Origin of the sequence: Salinactinospora qingdaonensis (assembly GCF_039539445.1) — a bacterium.
GTDB lineage: Bacteria > Actinomycetota > Actinomycetes > Streptosporangiales > Streptosporangiaceae > Salinactinospora > Salinactinospora qingdaonensis.
This window is the reverse complement of record NZ_BAABDD010000001.1, coordinates 525,326-545,228: the sequence shown is the minus strand read 5'-3', so window position 1 is coordinate 545,228 and position 19,903 is coordinate 525,326. Positions and strand designations below refer to the sequence as shown.

Annotated in this window: 18 protein-coding genes and 1 pseudogene; 13 read left to right on the top strand and 6 right to left on the bottom strand. The window is 70.2% G+C overall.

Annotated features, from left to right (window positions below; all coding sequences use genetic code 11):
* The 3 genes and pseudogenes from ABD848_RS02230 to ABD848_RS24960 form a co-directional block, all read left to right on the top strand.
* On the top strand, positions 1–351 hold a 351-nt coding region (locus ABD848_RS02230), incomplete at its 5' end, for an RNA-guided endonuclease InsQ/TnpB family protein (protein WP_344966699.1).
* Between the two features lie 64 nt (positions 352–415).
* Positions 416–559 (top strand): hypothetical protein, encoded by a 144-nt coding sequence (locus tag ABD848_RS02225; protein WP_344966697.1) that lies wholly within the window; start codon positions 416–418, stop codon positions 557–559.
* A 159-nt stretch (positions 560–718) separates the two neighbouring features.
* Positions 719–850: pseudogene (locus ABD848_RS24960) on the top strand (type II toxin-antitoxin system VapB family antitoxin); the annotation flags it as partial.
* A gap of 284 nt (positions 851–1,134) precedes the next feature.
* On the opposite strand, the gene ABD848_RS02220 reads toward ABD848_RS24960, so the two are convergent.
* A complete protein-coding gene (locus tag ABD848_RS02220; RefSeq protein ID WP_344966695.1) occupies positions 1,135–1,455 on the bottom strand; it encodes a hypothetical protein in 321 nt (106 codons plus the stop codon).
* Positions 1,456–1,828: 373 nt separating this feature from the next.
* Here ABD848_RS02220 and ABD848_RS02215 point away from each other — a divergent pair, with 373 nt between their 5' ends.
* The 5 genes from ABD848_RS02215 to ABD848_RS02195 all read left to right on the top strand — a co-directional run bounded on the left by ABD848_RS02215 (position 1,829) and on the right by ABD848_RS02195 (position 7,848).
* The gene (locus tag ABD848_RS02215; RefSeq protein ID WP_344966693.1) at positions 1,829–2,908 is read left to right on the top strand and encodes a Gfo/Idh/MocA family oxidoreductase; all 1,080 of its coding nucleotides are present in this window, start codon (positions 1,829–1,831) and stop codon (positions 2,906–2,908) included.
* 219 nt (positions 2,909–3,127) lie between these two features.
* Positions 3,128–4,399: an MFS transporter gene (locus tag ABD848_RS02210; RefSeq protein ID WP_344966691.1), complete on the top strand. Its 1,272-nt coding sequence runs from the start codon at positions 3,128–3,130 to the stop codon at positions 4,397–4,399.
* A gap of 182 nt (positions 4,400–4,581) precedes the next feature.
* On the top strand, positions 4,582–5,925 hold the full coding sequence (locus ABD848_RS02205; protein ID WP_344966689.1) for a four-carbon acid sugar kinase family protein: 1,344 nt from the start codon (positions 4,582–4,584) through the stop codon (positions 5,923–5,925).
* Between the two features lie 170 nt (positions 5,926–6,095).
* A complete protein-coding gene (locus tag ABD848_RS02200; RefSeq protein WP_344966687.1) occupies positions 6,096–7,217 on the top strand; it encodes an adenosine deaminase in 1,122 nt (373 codons plus the stop codon).
* A 121-nt stretch (positions 7,218–7,338) separates the two neighbouring features.
* Entirely contained in the window at positions 7,339–7,848 is a 510-nt protein-coding gene (locus tag ABD848_RS02195) for a pyridoxamine 5'-phosphate oxidase family protein (RefSeq protein ID WP_344966685.1), read from the top strand.
* 100 nt (positions 7,849–7,948) lie between these two features.
* Here the strand turns inward: ABD848_RS02195 and ABD848_RS02190 are convergent, their stop codons facing one another.
* Positions 7,949–8,470 carry an OsmC family protein gene (locus ABD848_RS02190; RefSeq protein ID WP_344966683.1) on the bottom strand — a complete coding sequence of 174 codons (522 nt, stop codon included), beginning with the start codon at positions 8,468–8,470 and terminating at the stop codon, positions 7,949–7,951.
* Between the two features lie 137 nt (positions 8,471–8,607).
* On the opposite strand from ABD848_RS02190, the gene ABD848_RS02185 reads away from it, so the two are divergent.
* Positions 8,608–9,756, top strand: coding sequence for a hypothetical protein (locus ABD848_RS02185; RefSeq protein WP_344966681.1), 1,149 nt, complete (start codon positions 8,608–8,610; stop codon positions 9,754–9,756).
* 142 nt (positions 9,757–9,898) lie between these two features.
* Here ABD848_RS02185 and ABD848_RS02180 read toward each other — a convergent pair whose 3' ends face one another.
* Entirely contained in the window at positions 9,899–10,219 is a 321-nt protein-coding gene (locus ABD848_RS02180) for a DUF4873 domain-containing protein (protein ID WP_344966680.1), read from the bottom strand.
* Positions 10,220–10,436: 217 nt separating this feature from the next.
* Positions 10,437–11,357 (bottom strand): AurF N-oxygenase family protein, encoded by a 921-nt coding sequence (locus ABD848_RS02175; protein WP_344966678.1) that lies wholly within the window; start codon positions 11,355–11,357, stop codon positions 10,437–10,439.
* 308 nt (positions 11,358–11,665) lie between these two features.
* Here ABD848_RS02175 and ABD848_RS02170 point away from each other — a divergent pair, with 308 nt between their 5' ends.
* Positions 11,666–12,427, top strand: a complete 762-nt coding sequence (locus ABD848_RS02170) for a MerR family transcriptional regulator (protein WP_344966676.1) — start codon at positions 11,666–11,668, stop codon at positions 12,425–12,427.
* A gap of 72 nt (positions 12,428–12,499) precedes the next feature.
* On the opposite strand, the gene ABD848_RS02165 is transcribed toward ABD848_RS02170, so the two are convergent.
* Positions 12,500–14,344: a GMC family oxidoreductase gene (locus ABD848_RS02165; protein ID WP_344966674.1), complete on the bottom strand. Its 1,845-nt coding sequence runs from the start codon at positions 14,342–14,344 to the stop codon at positions 12,500–12,502.
* A 229-nt stretch (positions 14,345–14,573) separates the two neighbouring features.
* Here ABD848_RS02165 and ABD848_RS02160 point away from each other — a divergent pair, with 229 nt between their 5' ends.
* From ABD848_RS02160 to ABD848_RS02150, 3 genes are all read left to right on the top strand, one after another.
* Positions 14,574–15,191, top strand: a complete 618-nt coding sequence (locus ABD848_RS02160) for a DUF6230 family protein (RefSeq protein WP_344966672.1) — start codon at positions 14,574–14,576, stop codon at positions 15,189–15,191.
* Between the two features lie 4 nt (positions 15,192–15,195).
* On the top strand, positions 15,196–16,620 hold the full coding sequence (locus tag ABD848_RS02155; protein ID WP_344966670.1) for a DUF6114 domain-containing protein: 1,425 nt from the start codon (positions 15,196–15,198) through the stop codon (positions 16,618–16,620).
* Positions 16,621–16,902: 282 nt separating this feature from the next.
* The gene (locus ABD848_RS02150) at positions 16,903–17,856 is read left to right on the top strand and encodes a type IV toxin-antitoxin system AbiEi family antitoxin domain-containing protein (RefSeq protein WP_344966668.1); all 954 of its coding nucleotides are present in this window, start codon (positions 16,903–16,905) and stop codon (positions 17,854–17,856) included.
* A gap of 61 nt (positions 17,857–17,917) precedes the next feature.
* Here the strand turns inward: ABD848_RS02150 and ABD848_RS02145 are convergent, their stop codons facing one another.
* The gene (locus ABD848_RS02145) at positions 17,918–19,765 is read right to left on the bottom strand and encodes a UvrD-helicase domain-containing protein (RefSeq protein WP_344966666.1); all 1,848 of its coding nucleotides are present in this window, start codon (positions 19,763–19,765) and stop codon (positions 17,918–17,920) included.
* Between the last annotated feature and the right edge of the window lie 138 nt (positions 19,766–19,903).

The following is a 19,903-nucleotide window of genomic DNA, read 5'->3' as shown; positions in this document are numbered from 1 at the left end:
GTCCACGACGCCGGATGGTCGGCGTTCGTGAACATGCTGGAATACAAAGCCGCCCGCTACGGCCGCACCTTCGTGAAGGTCGGCCGGTTCGAGCCCACCTCCCAGGTCTGCTCGCAGTGCGGCGTCACCGACGGCCCCAAGCCTCTCAACGTTCGTACCTGGACGTGCTCGGTGTGCGGGGCCGCCCTGGACCGCGACGTCAACGCGGCACGCAACGTCGCCACGGCCGCCGGACTGGCCGCATCAGCCTGTGGAGCGCAGGTAAGACCAGACCCCGGTCCGGCACAGCGCGGAGAAGCAGGAACCCACCGAGACGGCCACCCGGCCGTGGTAGGAACCCTCGGGCTTTAGCCCGGAGAGCGGAAGTCAAACCGCGCTGTTCGGTCTGCTCCAGGCCGAGGCGCTGGGCCAGGACATGTCCCTGGCGCTGCTGGAAGAGGCCATACGCGCCTTGGCGCCCCCGCGGGCCGCGATCGCCGCCGGCAGCGATCCGCTGGCCCCGAAACGCAGTCCTCACGCTGCCGAGGACCCCCTGCACACCGCTGGAGCCGGCATGTAAGCCCTCCACTCCGGAGGGAGCAGCCGTCTCGGTGGGGCCGGGACCACCGGCCCCACCGGCCCCGCGAGTCGGGGAGAAAACCGCGCCGCCCGTCTGCTCGGTCCAATGTCCGTAAACCGGGATGTATAACTCTCCCAGGGTTTTCAGACTTCTCTGAACATGAAAGGACCGGCTGTGTCTCTCACCCGTATCGAGGTCGACGATGATGTCGTGGAGACGGCCAGGAAGCTGGGCGGGCACCGCACCAAGACCGCAGCGGTGGCTGAGGCACTGCGCAATTACAATCAGCGCCTCTCACGCGCTGCCGCCTACGACCACTATTTCGAGCTAGCCCAGAAGTTGGATATGAAATGTGGCGCGCCCGTCAGGCGGTGTAAAATTCCAGTTCAAGGAGTATATATCGTGACCTCGGGCCTTGTGGGTGCGAAGGCGCGTAGGCCACGGCAGCGTTCCGGAGAAGGCGCCGGCCGCGACGGCGGGAAGGAAGTCCCTGCGGACAGCCTCCAGGAAGAGTCGTTGGTGCTCTTTCGGGAGTTGCCGAAATTCGCGATCGAAGCCTCGCAGACTCGTGAACTTCACGACTCTCTGCTCGCCTTGTCGTCGATGAGCTCTTCCAAGTGTGAGAGGAATTCCTCGCCCGTCATAGGTCCGTTGACTTCTCCTGCGGCGAGTTCCTCCTCCGCCTCCCGCTCGGCGCGTTGTTGGCCTTCTTCCCAGAACCACATGTCGTTGGGGTGGACAGCGACACGGGGGCGCAGCACGATTTCGCCGTCGCGTTCGATGTATTCGACTACCGCGTCGGGGTTGTCGAGCCCCAACGCCTGCCACACCTCTTGGGGCACCGTGAGGCCGTGGCCAGAGGAGGAGACGCCGCCGAAACCAATGCGCTTGTCCATATGCTCACAGTAACCGCTGTGGTGCGGCTCCAGAAGTACCGTCATCTCGTTGCCTATTGTCGTTGTGCCGGACAGGGATTACGGGAACAGTAGCGCTCCAATGCACAGAGTGTCTGTCGTTTGCGCAGTGTGCGGGGAATGCGTGCTCCACGGTCTGTGTCGGTCCTCTGTTCACTCTCGTGCGGGCAAGTCGGGCGGGACCGGCCGGGGCGGTCTACGCGGCGGCGTTGCGCAGTAGGGGTGTGGCTTTGCGTGGCGGCTACCGGGGGGCGGTACCGCGACCTGGGTGGGGAGTGCTCGGGCCGGTCCCGGTGAGGCGGCGATCGCCCCGGAAACGCGACCACCGAGGGGACGAACCCGCATAATTGGGTTCATGACCACATCCCACGGTGCTGACCGCGATCTTCACGTGGCCCTGATCGGCTATGGCAAGGGTGGAGCCGTCTTCCACGCGCCCCTCATCGACGCCGTGCCCGGGCTGCGGCTGTCCGCAGTCGTCACGGGCAACCCCGAGCGCGCCTCGGCCGTCCGCGAGCGCTACCCGCACACCGAGGTGATCGCCTCCCCCGAGCAGGTGTGGCAGCGCCCCGGGGACTTCGACATCGTCGTCATCACCACCCCCAACGACAGCCACGTGCCCCTGGCCCACGCCGCGCTCAAAGCCGGGATGGCGGTCGTGGTCGACAAGCCGCTGGCCCTGACCGCAGCCGAGGCGCGCGAGCTGGCCGCCGAAGCCGAACGGCTCGACCAGATGCTCACCGTGTTCCACAATCGGCGCTGGGACAGCGACTTCCTCACGCTGTGGCGCATCATCGACGAAGGCCGGATCGGCACGGTCCACCGCTTCGAGTCGCGCTTCGAGCGCTGGCGCCCCGAATCCAAAGACACCTGGCGCGAGCAGGGCGGTGTCGAAACCGGCGGCGGCCTGCTCTACGACCTCGGGACGCACCTGATCGACCAGGCCGTCAACCTCTTCGGCCCCGTCACCCGCGTTTACGCCGAACTCGACACCCGCCGCCCCGGCGTCACGGCCGACGACGACACCTTCGTGGCCCTCACCCACGCCGGCGGGGTCCGCTCCCACCTGTGGATGAGCGCGCTCACCGCCCAACTCGGCCCCCGCTTCCGCGTCCTGGGCGACGCCACCGCGTTCACCACCCGCGGCCTCGACGGTCAGGAACGGCGCCTGGAGCGCGGCGAGCGCCCCGACGCCCCCGACTGGGGCGAGGAGCCCAAGGTCAAGTGGGGCGCCTACGGCCTCGACGGCGACCTGCGCGCCATCCCCAGCGAGAACGGCAACTACCCCGCCTTCTACGCCGCCGTGCGCGACGCCGTCGCCGAGGGCGAGCCGCTGCCGGTCAACCTGCACGAGGTGATTCACGGCCTGGAGATCATCGAAGCCGCCCGCCGCAGCGACGAGGCCGGCGAGGTCGTGCCCCTACCGGCCACCTGACCCGCACCACTGTCCCCGGGCCGCTCCCGGTACCCCGTGCGGAGCGGAAGGTTCCCGCGCGGCACGGCGGAGCGCAGCGGCTGCCTCCCGCAGAACAAGCCCTGCCGCCCTGCCGGGCTTTCGCGCAGCCCGCACACCCGGCCCTACCACCCGCGCATGCCATGCCAATGTACGGGGCGGGAGGAAACCGCTGGACAGCCGCAGCGTAGCGTCGATGGAATGACCGACACGCGCGGCAGCGCCCAAGCGTGGCCCCAGCCGTGGGCCGGCTACCGGGTGGGCGAGATCGGCCACCGGCGCATCGTCGTCGCCATGACGGCGGCCGGCATCGCCACCTTCATCCAGCTCTACTCGCTCCAGGCGGTCCTGCCCGCCATCGCCGGCGCCTTCGACGCCTCCGCCGCGCGCGTGGCGCTGACCATCTCGGCGGCCACCGGCGGGCTCGCCGGGTTCGTGCTGGTCTGGAGCGCGCTGGCCGACCGCTTCGGGCGGGTCTGGGTGATGACGGCGGCGCTGACCGTCTCCACCGTCTTGGGGCTGCTGGCGCCGCTGCTGCCGGAGCTGGGGATGCTGCTGGTGGTCCGCGGAGTGCAGGGTGCCGCCCTGGGCGGCGTGCCCGCGGTGGCCATGGCCTACCTCGCCGAGGAGATCCACCCCGCTCATCTGGCCCGCACCGCCGGGGTCTACATCGCCGGAAACACGGTGGGCGGCATGAGCGGCCGGCTCGTCGCCGGCGCCGTGTCCGACGCGCTCGGCTGGCGCTGGGGCGTGGGCGCCGACTCGGCGCTCGCCGCGGTCTTCCTCGTCGTCTTCGTGATCACCGTGCCCCGGGCGCGCGGGTTCACGCTGCGGCGACGCGCGCACGGCGGCCCGGGCCTGGCGCGCCGCCTGTACCGGGCGGTGGCCGACCGGGCGCTCCTGGCGCTGTACTTCCAGGGCCTGTTCCTCATGGGCGCGTTCGTGACCGTCTACAACTACCTGGGTTTCCGGATCGTGGGCGAGCCGTTCAACCTCTCGCAGACGGTTGTGGCGCTGCTGTTCGTCACCTACCTTGCCGGGACCGTCGCCTCGACCGTGGCCGGGCACGTCGCCGAGCGCCGTGGCCGTTACCCGGTGCTGCTCGCCGGTGTCACCGGCATGGCGTTGACGACCCTCTCCCTGCTCACCCCCTGGCTCGCCGTGGTCGCGGCGGGGCTGTTGGGGTTCACGTTCTCGTTCTTCACCGCCCACGCCGTGGCGGCCTCGTGGGCGGGCCATCGCGCTGACGCCTCCGCCCGCGCCCAGGCCACCGCGATCTACACGCTCTCCTACTACGTGGGCTCCAGCCTGTTCGGCTGGCTGGGCGGCTTCTGCTACGACTGGTTCGGCTGGCCCGGCGTCGTGGGGTTCGTGGTGGCGCTGTGCGTGGCCGCCGCGCTCGCCGGCAGTGCCCTGCGCCGCGCCCGGCCCGTGGCGGCTGCGGCCGATCCCGGCCCGACGGGGTACCAGTGAGGTCTGTCACCATCTAGACTCCAACCAGGACATACCCAGCACCGGTCCAGCCGCGCGAGCAGGTGCGGCGGGATGGGGGCACGCCCGCCGGAGTGCCCGCGCCGCACGCTCCCGGTACCGGCCGGCGCTTCCCCAACGGCCCCCACGACCATGAGGTCGGGTTCTCTGACAGGGGATTGAGCATGGCACACGTGCTTGTCGTCGCCGACGACCTCACCGGAGCCAACGCCACCGGTGCGCGTTTCGCCCGCTCGGGGCTGCGCGTGGCCACGGTCGCCCCCGAGCACGTGACCCGGGGCACCGAGGACTACGACGTCATCATCGCCAACCTCGACAGCAGGCACCTGCCGCCGCAGCAAGCCGCCGACCTCGTCACCGACGTGGTCGAGGCGGTGTGGCCGGTGAGTCTGGTGGTTAAACGCACCGACACGACGCTGCGCGGCAACGTCGGAGCCGAGCTGGAAGCGGCCTGGCGGGCGGTGCGCGAGCGGGTCCCGGCCAGCACCCGGGTGCGGGCCCTGTTCACGCCGGCGTTTCCCGCCTCCGGCCGGGTCACCGTCGACGGTGTGCAGTTGCTCGACGGCGCGCCGCTGGAGCGCACCGAACTCGCCTACGACCCGTTGACGCCGATGACCACGAGCGTCGTCGCCGAGATCGTGGCCCGCCAAAGCGAGCTGCCCCTGCGCCACGTGCCCATGCGTAAGGTCACCCAGACCATGCTCACCGCCGACCTGTTGGCGGGCGACGAGCCGATCGTGCTGTGCGACGCCTTCACCGAGCAGCACATCGCCGACATCGCCGCGGCGGCAGCCGAGGCACACCGCCGCCACGGCACGGTGTGGGTGTCGGTGGACCCCGGCCCGGCCGGCGCGATGCTCGCCGACGCGCTGCGGCTGGGCGGCCAGAGCGCGCCGGCGGGGCCGCTGCTGGCCGTGATCGGCAGCGCCACCGAGCTGACCCGCCGCCAGGTGCAGGCAGTGCGCCGCACGGGTCCGATGCGCTTCGTCGACCTTGACGTGGCCGCGCTCGTCGCCGACGACGCCTACCGGCGCGAGGTCGCCGCCACCCTCACCGACCATCTGGCCACCGCCGTGTTCCCCGAACTGGTGGTGGTGCGCACGGTCACCAGCCTCGGCGACATCAACGCGCTGTCACCGGCCGCGCGCCGGGCGCTGCCGCACACCCTCGCCTCCCTGGTTGCCGATGTGGTCGGTGTCGAGGCCCCCGTCCCCAGCGGGTTGTTCACCAGCGGCGGCGACGTCACCTCGGCGGTACTCGACGAGTTGGGGGTGCGTGCGTTCGAGGTCGGTGGCGAGGTGCTGCCGCTGGCCGTCTACGGGGTGCTCAGCGGCGGGCCGCTCGACGGGGTGCCCGTGGTGACCAAGGGCGGTCTGATCGGCGACGACACCGCGCTCGTCGAGTGTTTCGCGCGGTTGCGCCGCGCCGCGCAGACCCGGTTGCGCCAGGTACGTTCGGAGGTCTCCGAGCACGTCGTACTCACCGGAGGCGAACCGCTCGCCCGGTAGCCACCGTGGTGGACCCCGTGGCGCTGGGCGGCTGTCCAGGGACGCCGCCTAGTAGGGCAGGGGAGCCGGTCCGCTAAAGCAGGAATCGCACCGTCCACGACAGGGAATTGATCCAGCTCAAAAGTAGGGTTTTCCCGGTAAGCAACTTCGCGGCGGAAAGGAGGCAGCCGATGGCCTCGCTGGCGCTCGACACGATCCGTCGCGTCCCCAAGGTCGTCCTGCACGACCATCTCGACGGTGGTGTGCGTGTGGAAACCCTCGCCGAACTGGCGCGGGAAGCCGGTGACACCGATCTGCCCGCCGACGACCCCGAGCGGTTGGCCGCGTGGCTCGCCGGAGCCACGAGCGCGGCCTCACACGACCACGGCGGCCACGACCCCGTCATCGAGTTGCTGCAAAGCGAGCAGGTCCTCACCCGCGTGGCCGCCGAGGCTGTGGATGACCTCGCCGCCGACGGCGTCGTCTACGCCGAGGTCAAGATCGCGCCGGAGCGCCACACCGCCGCCGGGCTGACCCCGGCCCAGGTCGTGGCGGCGGTCCTGGCCGGTGTGCGGGTGGGCGCCGCGCGGGCGCGACTGTTCGGCCACCGTATCGAGGTGCGGCTGCTGTTGACGGCCATGCGCCAGGCCGCCCACTCCATGGAGATCGCCGACCTGGCGGTGCGGTTCCGGCACCAGGGAGTGGTGGGCTTCGACATCGCCGGTCCCGAACACGGCTACCCGCCCACGCGCCACATTTCGGCCTGCGAGTACGTCAAGCGAGAGAACTTCCACCTCACCCTGCACGCGGGGGAGGGGTTTGGCCTTTCCTCCATCTGGGAGGCGATCCAGTGGTGTGGCGCCGATCGTCTCGGCCAGAGCGTGCGCATTGTCGACGATATCGCCGTCGCCGAGGACGGTACGGCCAAGCTCGGCGATCTCGCCGCCTACATCCGCGACCGGCGGGTGCCGCTGGAGTTGTGCCCCATCTCCAACCTGCGCACCGGCGTGGTGCGCTCCCTGGAAGAGCATCCGGTGGAGGTGCTGCGCCGGCTGCGGTTTCGCGTCACGGTCAACACCGACGCCCGGCTGCTCAACCAGACCTCGATGACCAGGGAGTTCGCCGCTCTGGCCGACACGTTCGGCTACACCCTCACCGACCTGCGGTGGTTCACCGTCAACGCGATGAAGTCGGCGTTCATCGGCCATGACGATCGGCTGGAGCTCATCAACAGCGTGATCAAACCCGGCTATGCCGCCGAGAGCGTCGACCGCGTCCGAGCCGCCTTCTTCCGCGGCGAAGATCCGTGGTGACAGCGACGGTCGGCACGCGGGCGATCGTGACGCTCCCGCACGAGGCGAGCCTCGGGAAATTCCGTTGCGCCTTTCCCGGTTCGGGCGCTACAACCGAGTGGTCCGGCAATGAAGGGACGCGATGACAACCGACTCGTTCGCCGATACGGCGCCGGCGTTCGCTGAGATGGCCAACCGGATGGTCTATGCCACGCTGACCACAGTCGACCGCCGGGGCCGGCCGCGTGCCCGGATCGTCCACACGCTCTGGGAGTGGGACGGCACCTCGCTAGTGGGCTGGGTCGGCAGCATGGTCACACCTATGAAGCAGGCTCACCTGCGCAACAACCCGTACGTGTCGTGCAACTATTGGGACGGGGTTGAGGCCTACGACACGTGTGTGGCCGAGTGCCGCGCCGAACTGCTGCTCGACGAGCGCAGCAAGCGCGAGGGCTGGGAACGGTTCAGATCGACCCCGCCGCCGTTGGGCTATGACCCCGCGATCATTCCGGGGTGGGACAGCCCCGACTCCCCAACGTGGGGCGTGATGCGCCTCGCCCCGTGGTTCTTGCGGGTCTTCCCGGGAGAGTACGCCAAGACCAACGGCCAACGTGGCCAGGTGCGTACCTGGCGCGATCCCGCAGAGAGCTGACGCGCCATAAGGCGGGTCTCTCCCGCTGCGCACCGCTTCGTGCCGGTAGGCCGGCCTCGCCGTGAGCCAGGGAGCCCCCGCGCGCCGGTACGGCCCGCATTCAGACCGTCCCCGGGGTCGGCTGCGCGTGCATCGACAGTTCGGGGCGCACGTTCAGGCTCTGGAACACCACACAGTACCGCTCGGTCAGCTCGACCAGCCGGTCGATTTCGGGTTGGGAGGCGTCGGCGTCGATCTCGAAGCGCACCCGGATCGCCTGGAAGCCCACGGCTACGTCGCGCTCCACCCCCAGCGTGCCGCGGAAATCGATGTCGCCTTCGGCGTGGACCACGGCATCGCGTAGCCGCACACCGATGCTCGTGGCCACTGCCTTCAGGGTGACGCCGGCGCAGGCGGCGAGCGCTTCCAACAGCATGTCGCCCGAGCAGGCTTGTAGGCCGCTGCCGCCCGTGGCCGGATGCAGTCCCGCCGTCACGAGGGCGCGCCCCGTCTGTACTTTGCAGGCGACGTGGGTTTGGTCCACCCGCCCTTGCGCGCTCAGGGTGACCAACGCGGCCTCGGGGGCATTTCGGTACCGCGCCTTCAACGGGGCCTGTACGGTGCGGAGTTCTTCGGAGTCCATGGTGCACTCCCACGAAGATCCGAATCCACCGGATCTGTCGATCCGGTTCTGACACCATCAAAACTACCGCTGCGGGGCGAGCGCGGCGGTGACAGCGCCCTCTCCTGCGGCCTCCCACATGAGGAAGCCCCCTGTGGATGACCGCGACGTTCGAGGGGGAGGCTCGGCTAGCTTTGCGGTTCGCAATCGCGAGTTCACTGTGGGAGGTGGCCGTGCGCTACACCGTCCGTATCGACGTCGAAGCCCCCGCCGACGCCGGAGCGTTGGAGGAGTTGCGGGCGCGAGGGGCGGCCCAGCTTCTCGCCGAGGGGTTCGCCACCGTCGTGGAGATCCGAGGGCCTGAGGGGGTGGTGGTGCGTCCGTGTCGCGTGCGGTGCGTGGCCCACGACCGGGGCGCCGTCATCGAGGCGGCCGTCGAGGCGCCGGCCCTTGAGGATGCCCGTACCGGGCTGCGGCTCACCGCGGTTCGGTTGCTGGGCGAGCACGAGGCGTTGGCGGGGTGGCGCGTCGTCGCCTGCCGGGTTCGCGGGGAGGTCTTAGCCGCCTCGCCGGTGGTCGAGCCGGCGGCGGGGCCGCTGGCCGTACTGCGCGCCGGGGCGCTGAGTGCCTCGCGCGCCGATCGTGACCGGGCACGGGAGCACCTGCTGTACCACGCCGATCGGTTACGCGCCTTCGGGGCCGAGATGTTCAAAGCCGCCCAGGCACCCCCCGAGGGTGGTCCCCCCGCTGCCGTCGACCCGCAGCGGGATCGACTGCTGGCGGGAGCGCTGATGGTGGGCGTCGACATGCTTTTCGACGGTCTTTACCACGACCTCGATCTGTTGCAGCGCACCGGCGGCACAGCGGCCGAGGTGACAGAGGCGTGGCTGCTGGGCGAGCTGCCCCGCTGCGCGGCCCACCGCTACGACGTCACATTTGTGCGCCGGTTCCTCCTGGTGGCCGGCACCGGTACGCATCGGCTCACCCAGAGCCGGTGGGTGGCGCCGGTCTGTCTGGCCGAGGCGTTGGCGCTGCGATTGGCCTACCGGGCGGCGTGTGACTATGTGAGCGGCCACGGTCTGCTGGCCGATCCGCAGCCGCATTTCGCGAGCTTGGAAGAGCACACGCTCGCCCCCGCCCACGTGAGTGCGTTGCGCGCTCTCAACGGGGGCGGGCTCACCGCCGCCGCATTCGAGGGGCCGGAGCAGCCGTGGGAGCCGGCCACCTGGTTCGCCCCCACCGGTGATCCCGCTGCGGCCCACCCCTATGGCAGTCACAGCGCTCCCGTTGCTGCCATGCAGGGGTAGCTGGGGTGGGCCTGTCCGGCCGGTACCACCGGCTGTCCACGGGATGACCGTGCCAGGGAAGTGCTGAGGGAGAAGTGGAGGTGGTTCTTCGAAACGCTGTTGTCAGGTGGCGCGTCCGCGTCGCTGCGGCTTTTACAACGGGTTACTCGTCGGGGATCACGTGCGGTACCGGGAAGGGTGGCCGGCCCGTGCCGGCGAGCCCGTGGCCACCCCACACGTTGGGGGCCGACAGGGTGGCCCGGGCCGTGTGGCCCTCGGGGGTGCGCACCAGCACGTCGGTGTGGCCGGCCTCGAAGGCGGTCGTGATCTCCGCGGCGGGGGAGAGTCGTCCCACCCAGCGGTAGTGGCCGTTCAGAGGGTCGAAGTGTCCGGCGAGGTGGGCGCGCACCTCGATCGTGCGGTCCCCCGCGGTGACGGTGACCGCTCCCCGGTACTCCTCCTCGGCCTCGTCGATGTCGCTCACGGCCGCCCTCCCACCGCTGCGCGGGCACTGGGGTGCGGGGCCAGGGTGGGCGAGGGGAGGTGGAAGTCGAGCACGGGTGTGTCCTTACGCCGGCGAACATGGAGGGCGTGCGGCGGGGCGGGTGCCGCAAAGCGGAGAGGCGTCGCCGGGCGCGCGGGCGCGTTCGGCGCCCGGCGACGCGAATGCGGGCCTGATCCCGTTGGGCGGAGTGGACGGGTCAGGCCGGAGTGGCGCTGTCCGGTTCGAGCAGGCCGGCCTTGCGCCACAAGCGGGCGCCGGGGCCAGAGATCGCTCCGGCCTGGTCGAGGGTGGCCACGACCTTGCGTGCCGCCCAGGTTTTGGTCTGGCGCCAGTAGGGGTTACGTTCGGCGGCTTTGCGCGCCGCGCGCGGGTCGAGCCCGACCGCCTCGTAGCAGCGCGGGTGGATCAGGCGAGTCGTCGCGTAGTAGATCACCAAACCGAGCACGAGTTGGGTGTAGGCGCGGGCCAGCGCGTTCTTGCCGCGCCACTGGCGGGCGAACTCCTCGCGGGCGTAGCGCATGTGGCGGGCTTCTTCCACGACGTGGATGCGGGCCACCGCGCGCACCAGCGGCTCCAGCGACTCGTCGGACATCATCTCGCGCTGGAGCTGGTCGAGGATCTCCTCCACGAACAGTGCTCCGCTGAAGGTGAGGCTGCCGGTGGAGGTGGTTTTGAAGACCTTGCCGAGAAAGTGGGTGAGCGGGTCGAGCCGCTGGTGGCCGGCGCCGAGCCGTTTGATCATCTTGGCGAACATCACCGAGTGGCGGCACTCGTCGCCGATCTCGGTGTAGGCGTACTGGATGTGTTCGCTGGTGGGGTCGCGGTCGTAGGCGTGGCGCACCAGCATCTGCATCAGGATGGTCTCGAACCAGATACCGATACTGGCGACGCTGGCCACCTCCTGCCGGCTCAGCTCCTTGCGCTGCTCCTCGCTGAGCTGATCCCACAGTTCGGTGCCGTAGATGGAGATCCGCTCGGGACGGATGGCGTAACGGTCGGGGTCGATGGGGGCATCCCAGTCGATCTCCACGAGGGGGTCAAAGGATGCCTTCGCGGAGGAGCGCAGGAGGCGCCGGGCGATCTGCTCCCGGTCCGAGGGTTGCGCCTGAACGGACATGTCGCTGCTCCTTAGGGGTGGCGGTGCGGACGGTGCCCGGGGGGCGTGACCGATGGGCAAGGGACCAAAGCCCCGGAGGGTGCGGTGACGCCGGCTGCGGTCGCGGTAGGTCCGTATGGGTCGCGCAGCGTGTTCAGCCACATCGAGCCTCCCGCCATCTTTCTCATGCTGAACGTTACAATGAATATTGTCACAGTACAAGGGGGGATGTTCTTTTCCGTGGTGAACCGCCTAGCTGTCCCCGGTCCGGCCCGTGCCGCGCGGCGCCGGTGGCGCGCGCGTGCGATGCCGCTCCATAAGCTGAAGGCATGGCCGAGTACCGTATCGACGAGTTGGCCCGCCGCGCGGAGACCACTGTCCGCAATGTCCGCGTCTATCAGGACCGTGGGCTGCTCCCACCACCGCGCCGGGAGGGCCGGATCGGCATCTACACCGAGGCGCACCTGGCCCGCCTCCGGTTGATCGGTCAGCTTCTCGGCCGCGGCTACACCTTCGCCAACATCGGCGAGCTGATCTCGGTCTGGGAGCGGGGCGGTGATCTCACCGACATCCTGGGCTTGGAATCGGCCATGGGCGACTCCGGCTCCGATGAGATCCCCAGTTACGTCACGCCGGAACAGCTCAACGAGATGTTCGGCCAAGAGATCTCCGAAGCCGACCTCGCCCACGCGATCAGGCTCGGCATCATCGAACGCGAGGGGAGCAGGTACCGCGTGCCCAGCCCGCGGCTGCTCCACGCCGGTGCCGAGCTGGTCTCGGTGGGAATGTCGATGCACACCGTGCTCGACATCGCCGAACAGCTCCACGAGCACGTCGACCGGGCCTCAGGGGAACTGGTGACCCGGGTCGCCGACCACATCCTCGCCGCGCACGCTCCCGACGGCCTGCTCAAGGGCGAGGAGATCGCCGAAGTCGCGGCGCTGGTGCGGCGGCTGCGTCCCCTCGCCCAGAGCGCCGTCGACGCCCTCCTCGCCCGCTCCATGGCCCACCACCTCCACGAGGTGATGGGCGAGCGCCTGGCCGAGGTCATGGAGCAGATCCAGGAGGACCGGCAGCGCCGATCGGCGTGAGCCCCGCCGGGGCGGCACTGGCGGGGCCGGCCGCGTCGCCCTCCCCGCGACAGAGGTTGAGGCGCCGCCGTCTCATTCGGTGGCGCGGTGGCGCACCCTCAGCGGCAGCGGCGTGGTGAACCGCAGTTCGGCGAAGGCGCCCGCCGGCACCGCCGGCCGGCGGGGGAACACGGGAGCGACCCGCGTGTAGTCGGCGCCGGGCGCGGGCCGCGGGTCGGGGTCACCACGGTTGGGCCACAGCGACATCGCCCGCTCGGCCTGCGCCGTGATCGTCAACGAGGGGTTCACGCCCAGGTTGGCCGAGACCGCCGAGCCGTCCACCACGTGGATTCCGGGGTGGCCGTACAGCCGGTGATAAGGGTCGATGACCCCCTCGGCCGCGCTCGCCCCGATCGGGCAGCCCCCGAGGAAGTGGGCGGTCAGCGGGATGTTGCACACGTCGCCCAACGTCCCGCCGGCGTAGCCGTCGATGCGCTGGGCCAGCCGACGCACGACCTCCTCGCCCTCGGGGATCGTGGTGGGGTTGGGCGCGCCGTGGCCCTGCCGAGAGGTGAGTCGGCGCCCGCCGAGGAGGCCACGCTTGGTGTAGGTCGTCAGCGAGTTGTCCAACGACTGCATGACCAGACTGATCGTGGTGCGCTCGGAGAATTTGCGCACCGAGAGGCTGCGTGCGAACACGTAGGGATGGGCCGCGATCAGCCCCAGGAAGCGCAGCCAGCGCGGCCCGCGCCCGTGCCCAGGCACCTGGATGGTGCTCAGCAACCCCATGGCGTTGGAGCCCTTGCCGTAGCGCACCGGCTCCACGTGGGTGTGGTCGTTGGGGTGGATGGAGGAGGTGATCGCCACGCCGCGGGAGAAGTCCTGCGGGGGGTCCATGGCGCGCGTCTGGGCTCCGGCCAGCATCTCGGAGTTGGTGCGCGTCAGCGAGCCCAACCGCGGTGACAGGTGGGGCAGTAGCCCCTGGTCGCGCATGCTGTGCAGCAGCCGCTGGGTGCCGTAGGTGCCCGCGGCCAGCACGACCTGGCCGGCGGTGAAGGTGCGGGTGGCGCCGCGTCGACGCCGGGCGCCGGTAACCCGCGTATCCACCGCGTAGCCGCCGCCGGCCGACTCCGGCCGTGGCCGCACGCGTTCCACAGTAGTCATCGGGTGGATGCGGGCGCCGTCGCGTTCAGCGAAGTACAGGTAGTTCTTGGTCAACTCGTTCTTGGCGCCATGGCGGCACCCCGTCATGCACTCCCCGCACTCCAGGCAGGCGCGCCGTCGCGGGCCGGCGCCGCCGAAGTAGGGGTCTTCGGTCTCGGTTCCCGGCGCGAGCCGTCGCCCAGGGGGATCGTCGCCGTCGTGGCCGTCACCGAAGTACACCCCTACCGGTGCCATGTGGAAGGAGTCGCCCACCCCGGTGTCCTCAGCTACAGCCTTCAGATGCACGTCAGCGGCGGTGGTGGTCGGGTTGACGCGCACGCCGAGCATGCGCCGCGCCTGGTCGTAGAACGGAGCCAGTTCGGCGCGCCAGTCGGTGATGTCGCCCCACTGCGGGTCGGTGAAGAAGCCGTCCAACGGCTCGTAGAGCGTATTGGCGTAGTTGAGCGAGCCGCCCCCCACACCCGCTCCCGCCAGCAACATCACGTTGCGCAGCATGTGGATGCGTTGGATGCCGTACATGCCTATCGCCGGGGCCCACAGGAAGTTCTTCAGATCCCAGGAGGTCGCGGGCAGCGTCTCGGGCGTGAAGCGGCGGCCGGCTTCCAAGATGCCGACGCGGTACCCCTTTTCGGTAAGTCGCAGCGCGCTCACAGAGCCGCCGAAACCCGAGCCGATAACCACGACATCGTAGTCAAAGTCGGGTGCGGTGGCAGCCGTGTCGGGGGCGGGCGAATCGGTGCGGGGGTGGCCGTCATCAGGGGGATCAACGCGCATGTGCGCACCTCATTTCCTCGGGGGTGGCCGCGATACAGCCCTGAACGTGTCCCGATTGAGAAATAGGCCACTTGGAACAGTGACATTGCCTATTGTAAGGTTCATCACCTACTGGTGAGTAGGGTGTCACGTACGATCGTCGCGAGATCCCCGCTCGCCCCCATCCTCTTCCTCCCCGCACCGGGGCGGGCGACCCGGTCTTCCGCCCCTGAATAGGAGGCGTTTTCCCATGTCAGAGCAGACAGAAGCCACGCCGGCCAAGGGCGGCGTCGGTTGGAAGCGATTCAGCCTCGCCCTGCTCCCCGCCCTTGGCGCGGCTGGTGCCCTCGTCGCCATGACGGCCCAGGGCAGCATCGCCGCATCATTCGCGGTTTCGGGCCAGAATTTCAAGGTTTCGGCCGACACGCTCGAGGGCACTGGCTTCGCTCAGTTCGGTGAGATCGCGACGGGAGCCGACGACAGCGCCCACCCGGTCGCGCTCTCGGTCGTCGACGACGCCACGTTGACGAACCTGTGCCAGTCGGTCCTCATGGACACCCCCGTCGGCGAGGTCACCCTCCTGGTCAACGCCGGCGATGGCGACACCCCGGTCACCGCGGACAACCTCGTCATCGACGTCGAACAGTTGCGCGGAGACGCCGTCTTCACCGAGATGCAGATCGGCCGCGACGCCAGCACGCTGGAAAACGCCAGCGGAGAGACCGGGCAACCCGGCGGCTTCGGCCAACAGGCCGAAACGGTCACCATCACCGACCTCGAACAGACCGCCTGGGCCGTCAACGCCGGCACGTTCAACCTGAGCGGCCTGTCGCTGTCGGTCGAGCCCGGCCAACACGAGTGCTTCTAGGGCTATGAGCACACATAGCTCCATCGCGCGGCGCGCCCATGGCGCTTGGCTGGCGTTCCGGCGGTGGCGCGGGAGCCGCCCCTTTTGGGGCGGCCTTCTCAGCGTCCTGGCCGGCGTCGACATCCTACTCGCCCCGCTCGCGCCGCTGCCGCTCCTGGTCCAGCAGGGCATTGCCGGTGTCTCCAGCTACGTGGTCGGCCTGCTGCTCATCGCCATCGGGGTCTTGGCCTGGCTGCAACCCGCCCAGCGCATCTTCTACGGCATCGTCGCGATCCTGCTCGCGCTGGCCTCCTTCGTCACCTCCAACTTCGGGGGGTTCCTCATCGGGATGCTGCTCGGCCTCGTCGGCGGTTCCCTGATCTTCGGCTGGTTGCCCGAGAAGCGGCCTCGCCGCCGCAGCGGAGGCAGGCGCGGCGAGCCGCCCACCGACACCGACGCCCCCCAGGGTGTCGACGGCGCGGGTGAGGCCGACACCGTGTCTCCTACCGACTCCGCCGGCGATACCGTCACGCCGCCCACCCACCGCCTCCCTCCCTCGTCTCCGCCGCAGCCGGGCCCCGACCGGCTGCACTCCACCCTTGCCCTGACAACCGCGGTGGCCTTGGCGATGGCTCCCTCTCCGGCCCTGGGGCTGCCGTGGGATGACTGGTTCGGCTCTGGGGACAGTGGGCAGTCCCCGTCGCCCTCCCCGTCCCCGTCAGCGTCGGTTTCCCCCTCGGCGCGTCCTTCCGGGGCGGTATCCCCCTCCGCCTCGTCCGCTCCCTCGGAGACGCCCTCGCCCAGCCCGGGAACCGGCGCCGGGGGTGGGCAGCCCCCCTCTGACAGCACCGGCGGCGCCCAGGAGGGGGACGCCGCCGACGACACAGAGGAAGAAGGGGAAGAACAGGCCGCTGACTGTGAAATCCAGGAGGGCGCCCCCGCCGAGGACGCGACAGAAGAAGAGTTTCGCCAGGCGGTCGAGGCATGCCAGAGCGCCCGCGAGAACGGCCAAAGCATCGACGTCGCCGTGACGCAAAGCGAACAGCCCTGGACCGCCGGTACCGCCGACACCGGGCTCACCGCCGACAGCCTGACCATGATCGGGGCCTCCTTCGACGGGGTCGTGGAGTATCCCACCGCCGACGGGCCGCGGCGCTTCCTCAAGCTGTCGATGGACTCGGCCCGGTTTGAAGCCGCCGAGCAGTTCTTCTACCGTTCCGGCACCAGGATCACGCTGGAGCATCCGCAGCTACGTATGGACGGCGACGTCGTCATGCATGTCACGAAGATGCGAGCGAGCATCCTCGGTCTGGAACTCACCTTCACCCCCGACTTCCCGCCTCCGTTGCTGCTGCCCGTCATGTACGTCACCGAGTTGGAGGTAGACCAGCCGCTGGCCCAGGCCGACCAGATCGACATCAGCGGCTTGAACGAGTACGTCAACCTGTAGCAGCGCCCACCTTCCCGGCCGGATCGGAAGCCGCCATCGCTGGCCGGCCAAGGCGGGCTCTTTCTCCCCCGACCCCCGCGCGACCGGACACGCCAGCGCGGGGGCCGCGCCACCCACACCACGTACCTGATCCGGCTGTTGCCGCATCCGGTGGTGCCCGCCCCGGCGGGCACCACCGCCCCTCGCAAGCCCTTCCAACGCCACGGCCAGGGCGGGCCTGCCTGTCCACAGCCCTCCAACCGCGCTGGCGCCCCATGGTCCGAGACACCGATCCTGGCAGGCATGTCGGAACTGTCCAGCGCGCACGCACTCGCCGCCACCCAGCACGGGGTCCTCACACGCGAGCAGGCACTACAGTGCGGTCTCTCGGAGCACCGCCTCGGGCGGCTCCTGCGCACGGGCCAGTGGTCGCGAATCCGCACAGGCGTCTACTTCGTCTCCCCCGGCTGCGGCGAGGCTCCCGCGCTGGCTACCCGGGTCATGGCCGCCCAGCTCGCCTACGGTCCCCGGGCGGTCGCCGTAGGCCCCACCGCGGCGCGGCTGTGGCGCATGCAGGGGCTGCTGCCCGGCCCCGGGCACGAGACCGTCCACCTTGGGCTGCCAGGGGGCACCCGCGCCAGGCGCCAAGGGCTGTCGCTGCACGGCTGGAGTATCGATCCCGGCCAGGTCACGCTGTACAACGGCATCCGGTTGACCACGCCTGCCCGCACCCTTTGCGACACGGTGCTGCTGACCGATCGCCACAGTGCCGTGAGCGTCATCGATTCCGCGCTCCAGCGCGGTCTGGTCCACCACGACGACCTTGAGGCGCTCAGCCGCGCCAACACCGGCCGGGCCTGTGCGCGGCGCACCCAGCCCTGGTGGGGGCTGACCGATGGTCGGTCGCACAGCACGTTCGAGACCAGGCTGCGCCTGCTCTGCTACGACGCCGGCATCGCTCCGGAAACCCTCCAGCACCCCGTGCGCGATGCCGCGGGCACCGTCATCGGCCACGCCGACCTCGCCTGGCCCAGTTGGGGCGTGGTCGTCGAGGCCGACGGTTCCGGGCCACACCGCCTTCCCGATGCCCTCTTCGCCGACCGGTACCGGCAAAACGCCATGGTCACCGCGCCCCAGCCTCTCGTGCTCCTCCGGTTCGCATGGCGCGACCTGCACCGGCCCCGCGACATCGTCGCCATGATCCACCAGGCCCGCCGGTCCGCGGCGACGCGCGCCGCCGCGGACCGGCCACCATGAGCCCCGGCCGGCCGTGGCGCTCTCCGGAAGCGGCGCTATCGGCAGCCGTGGTCCCACCGGTCTACCCAGCGGCCTCGGCCCGAGCATGCTCGGGCAGCAGCCGGCTGGGCTCGCCCACATAGGAGACGTAGAGGGCGTCGCGGGCACGGGTACAGGCCACGAACAGCAGGTTGCGCTCGCGTTGGTAGACCTGCTCCAGCGCCACCGGGTCACCCTGGGCCGACTCCAGCGCCGCCTTGGGCGGCAACAACCCCTCGCCGGCGCCGATGACGGCGACACAACTGAATTCCTGTCCTTTGAGCTTGTGCATTGTGGTCACCCGCACCGCGTCGGCCGCTCCGGCGGCATCCAGCGCCGCGGTGGGAACCCCCGCCGCGTACAGTTCCTTCGCGATGTTGCGCACCACCCACTGGTTGCGCCCGGCCACCGCGATCGACGGCGCGGCCACCCCTGTGGCCAGCCACGCGCGCACCTGCTCGGTCACGGCCGCGACCTCCGCGCGTCGACCGGTGTGGCCCCGCAGCACCGGCGCGGGCCCGCGCAGCAGCGAACGGTAGCCCACCGGCGTGTCGCTCCTGTCGTCGAGCCCCACCGCCGCCGCCCGGCCCAGGATCGCCTCCGACCACGACAGGATCTCCTGGCTTACCCGGTAGCTCGTGCGCAGCCGGTGCCCCCGCCCGCGCACGTTGATGCCCAGCGAGGCCAGCGACACCCGGTGCTCGTAGATGCGCTGGTGCGGGTCGGCGGCGATGAAAAGGTCATCGGGGCCGGCAGGAACGGCGGCGCGCAGCAGCCGCCACTGGGCGGGGTGCAGGTCTTGGGCTTCGTCGACCACGACGTGGCGATACCGTGGCCCGCCGCGCCGCAAAAGCCGGGCGGCCTCGTGGGCCACCTGCGGATACGACCATTCATTGTCGGCGCGCATCGCCGAGACGTAGCGGCCTATCGTCTCCCACACGAGGGCACGGTGTTCGGGAGCCAGGTGTAGCATGCGGCCGTTGCGGTCACAGCGGATGTAGGAGGGCAGGTCGGTGAAGCCGCGCGCCAGGATCACCTGCTCCCACTCGTCGACGAGGAACCGTCCCGAGTAGGCAACCCCGTCGGCGCGAGCGGCGGCGCGCCAGCGCCGGCTCAGCGCGTCCTTGCCCAGCGTTCGCGGTGGGGTGCCGGTGCGCTCGGCGACGATGCCGCGCGCGAGACTATCGATGGTGACGACATCGATCCTGGCGCGGATGTCGGGATCGTCGATGAGCCGGTCGAGGTGGGCGGCCAGCGTCTGAGCCAGCATCCGGTTGAACGTGGTCAGCAGCACGGCGCGACGGTCGTCGGCGGGCAGGCGCTGGGCGTCGCGCGTGGCCAGGTAGGCGGCGCGGTGCAGCGCCAGCACCGTCTTGCCGGTGCCCGGCCCGCCAGTGACCTGTGTCGCGCCGGCGTAGTGGCCCGTCGCCAGCCGGTGCTGCTCGGGGTGGAGGGTGACCCGCCAGTCGTCGAAGTCCTTAGCCAGACCGGGGGCCAGCTCAACCGGTCCGCTCACCTTGGGGGCGGCGGTCAGCGGGCCGCGCGGGTGGGGGATCTCGATGGTAGGGCGCGGGGGCTCAGCCACGTCGACGAAGCTGAGCGCCGGTGTGGCCTCGGCCCGGTAATCACGCGCGAAAGCCACGGCGTCGTCGTGACGGCGCACGGTCAGCAGACAGTAGACGTCATCGGTGGTCCGCGTCACCACCCCCGACCACTCCGGGCCGATCTGAAGGACGCGCACCTGAGGGTCGGCAGCCTCGGCGACGGGTTCGAGATGGTCGCGGTTACCGGAGAGATAGGAGCGCATAGCCGCCAGCGTGGCTGACTGTACGCGGGTGTCCAGGTGGGAGAAGTCGGTGAGGAAGGTCGGGGCGATCGCGAGCTGCGGCACGTCGGTGAATCCTCCGGGGCATCGACCTTGGTGGGACGGCTGCGTGGGGAAGACGGTCGCGATGACCAACGCTGCTATGGGTGAACATGCGCGTCGGTGAATTCCGGCAAACCCGCCAGTCGAGGCGATCCCACCTTT